3 protein-coding genes are annotated in these 2895 nt (G+C 37.1%); 1 reads left to right on the top strand and 2 read right to left on the bottom strand.

The features are described 5' to 3' along the window. The first annotated feature begins 40 nt into the window (after window positions 1-40). Window positions 41-1171, top strand: a complete 1131-nt coding sequence (gene ltrA / locus KO509_RS15315) for a group II intron reverse transcriptase/maturase (RefSeq protein WP_354668421.1) — start codon at window positions 41-43, stop codon at window positions 1169-1171. Window positions 1172-1285: 114 nt separating this feature from the next. On the opposite strand, the gene kwaB is transcribed toward ltrA, so the two are convergent. Both kwaB and kwaA read right to left on the bottom strand, forming a co-directional pair. Continuing rightward, window positions 1286-2263, bottom strand: a complete 978-nt coding sequence (gene kwaB, locus KO509_RS15320) for an anti-phage protein KwaB (protein WP_215974143.1) — start codon at window positions 2261-2263, stop codon at window positions 1286-1288. Beyond that, complete coding sequence (gene kwaA, locus KO509_RS15325; protein ID WP_252727634.1) at window positions 2260-2859, bottom strand: anti-phage protein KwaA; 600 nt, start codon at window positions 2857-2859, stop codon at window positions 2260-2262. The genes kwaB and kwaA overlap by 4 nt, the downstream gene beginning before the upstream one ends. Window positions 2860-2895 lie beyond the last annotated feature (36 nt).

A 2895-nucleotide genomic window follows, 5' to 3' on the forward strand; every position in this document is an offset into this window, starting at 1 on the left:
ACGAGTCAAAGCCAACAAAGATAGTGCAGGTATTGATGGGATGACGATAGATGATTTCCCCGCCTTTGCTAACGCAAACTGGGAACACATCAAAACACAAATAACTCAAGGAACATACCGACCTAGCCCCGTGCTACGGGTCAACATTCCCAAGCCTGATGGTGGCATGCGAAAACTGGGTATTCCTAATGTACTCGATAGGTTTATCCAACAAGCAATCCACCAAGTACTCAATCCACTATTCGACCCACATTTTTCACCTTACAGCTATGGTTTTCGCCCAAACTGCAATGCAGCACAAGCGGTAACACATTTGCAAACAGGTATTAAATCGGGTCGTAAAATAGCTATTGATATTGACTTATCTAAATTCTTTGACCGAGTTAATCATGATTTACTCATGCATAAACTCGGTTTAAAAATAAAAGATAAAGTATTGATGAAACTGATTGGGCGGTACTTACGCGCAAGGATTGTTGAACACGGTAAACGAGTAAAACCAACCCAAGGCGTACCACAAGGAGGGCCATTGTCACCGTTACTCTCTAATATCATGCTTGATGAGCTTGATAAAACGTTAGAAAAACGAGGACATCACTTCGCCCGTTATGCGGACGACTTCACCATTTTGGTGAAAAGTAAACGAGCAGGCGAACGCGTTTTAACGAGTATTAGCGTGTTTATAAAGCAAATCCTTAAACTCATCGTTAACGAGAAGAAAAGTCGTGTAGGCGCGGTAAAAGAAACCAAGTTTTTAGGTTTTGGTTTCAAATACGGGCGCATCAAAATACATGATAATTCATTGCAGCGTTTTAAATACCGTGTGCGAGAGTTAACTAACAGAAATTGGGGAATTGCCATGAGCAGGCAAATTAGTAGCCTTAATCGATACCTGCGAGGATGGGGGAACTACTTCCTCATCGCCAACGGCTATCAGTTATGTGTCGATTTAGAGCAATGGATCCGCCGAAGAATACGGATGTGTTATTGGCGGCAATGGCGAAAGCCTAGATCCAAAGTGAAAAAATCTATTAAAACGAGGTGTTCCATTAGCGCTAGCGGTGAGCTGTGGGTCGACAAGAAAAGGGGTATGGCGAAGTGCGAAAACGAAAGGGATAAATCAGGCATTGAGCAACGAGTATTTAGCCAATGCAGGTTTATTGTCACTTAGGAATATTTGGGTCAAAATCCATCATGGTTAATGAACCGCCCTGTGCGGAGCCGCATGCAGGGTGGTGTGGGGGCTGGAGGGTAGAAACCTCCGGCTACCCGATTTAGAGCACCATTACGCCGCATTTTCAGCCGCTTCTTCTTCAATATTGTCCTTTGCTACACTCTCATAATATTTCTTAGTTAATTCAGATTGTAAGAAATCGTCGTTTAATAGTTTAAGAAATAAATTTTGAGATTTTTTAGTTTTCAAATCAAACTGAGAGCCGTCGGTACTATATTTAAACTTACCTTTTAACGCAGGGTGAGTATTGGTAAAAGATAATATTTCACGATTAGGTATTACTGATAAAACAGGTGATTGACTAGCCGACTTAACCAGCTTTCTCGAAAAAGTTATATCATCAAGACGAGATTCAAATACACCGCAATCCATTACTAAATCAGATGATTTAATATTCTCTATACCCTGTGTAGCAATGTTTTTAATGGCATCATGGAAACCGAAAAATCTCTCTAATGCCTTAATGTCGAGGATGTAATATTTACCATTCAATTTGATAAACTGAAACTTGGGATCAATTTTAAGAATATCTTGATCTAGTTTCTGAAATCTATTTGAACCTCGCATCTTAGTAAGGCTAAAGCCGCTATCTTTTTGTAGTAATGTTATAGGGTAGTGGTGTTTATAAATGGCAAGTTGAACGTCTTGATTACCAATTAAAATAAGCACACCTTCAAGTTGTTTTAATGAGTCATCACTAAATGAAAAAGGATCAAATTTTTCACTTTCAATTATTTTTTTTAAATTCGACAGTTCATCAGGAATATCATCTAAATCATACTCGTATAAAGCATTTTTTCTGTCATCTGCACTTGATATTGGAATCAGTGAAAGATCATCATTAAGGAGAATATTATTACTCAATGACTCCGTAAACATTTCTGCCAATTTAGTCTGATCTTCTTCATTAATATCAACAGACTTAACACACATGCCTTCATCGCCATCTAACAGAAAGAAAAATTCAGCAGAACATCCTTTCGCTGTTATAACCGATGAAATTTCTTCCTTTAAGTTTTCAATAGTCATTCGACTTTCCTCGCAAAATATACTTTATTATCTAAATCTAATGTTTTTAATTGATCAAGTTCACTTAACCTATCTTTTGTAATTACAACAATATTTTCTTTTATGCCGGTTCTTGTCTTAACTGTCACTTTGTATAATCTAAAACCTAAAACGGCAAGAGTCGGGTTGGCATAAAATTTATCTGTTTTTACATAAATAATACCGATGACAATTAATAAAAAGGCTAAAGCTATCAAATACCTTGTACTTGTTAGGTTAAAACAAATTAAAGGGATTATATAAGTAGTTAGAAATGTAAGATGCTCGTAATTCAGGTCTTCAATATCTGTAATTTCAACGGGTAATTTCTTACTACCTGAAACTCTGTAATCAAAGCGATAATAAAAAATAACCCCGAATAAAACCAACAGCAAAGAAATAGCAGGAACTATGTTCTTTTTAATAACGTCCCAAAACCCAATGAATTGGCAGTTATCACCAAAGCACATAGGAATATCTACAGTGATCACAATGATTAAGAAAAACAGGAACCAAAGTGACATTATGTATAATTCGAATTTGTCCCAAATCTCGCCAAACTTCATATGTTCATCCATGCTTGATTACTGGTGCGCTAACGAGCTTGTAGAATA

This window comes from Colwellia sp. C2M11 (assembly GCF_018860915.1).
In the GTDB taxonomy this organism is placed as follows: Bacteria; Pseudomonadota; Gammaproteobacteria; order Enterobacterales; family Alteromonadaceae; genus Colwellia.

Excerpts from the sequence above, each read along its gene's own strand:
- kwaB (WP_215974143.1), bottom strand. The coding sequence starts at position 2,263 with ATGACTATTGAAAACTTAAAGGAAGAAATTTCATCGGTTATAACAGCG.
- ltrA (WP_354668421.1), top strand. The coding sequence starts at position 41 with ATGACGATAGATGATTTCCCCGCCTTTGCTAACGCAAACTGGGAACAC.
- kwaA (WP_252727634.1), bottom strand. The coding sequence starts at position 2,859 with ATGGATGAACATATGAAGTTTGGCGAGATTTGGGACAAATTCGAATTA.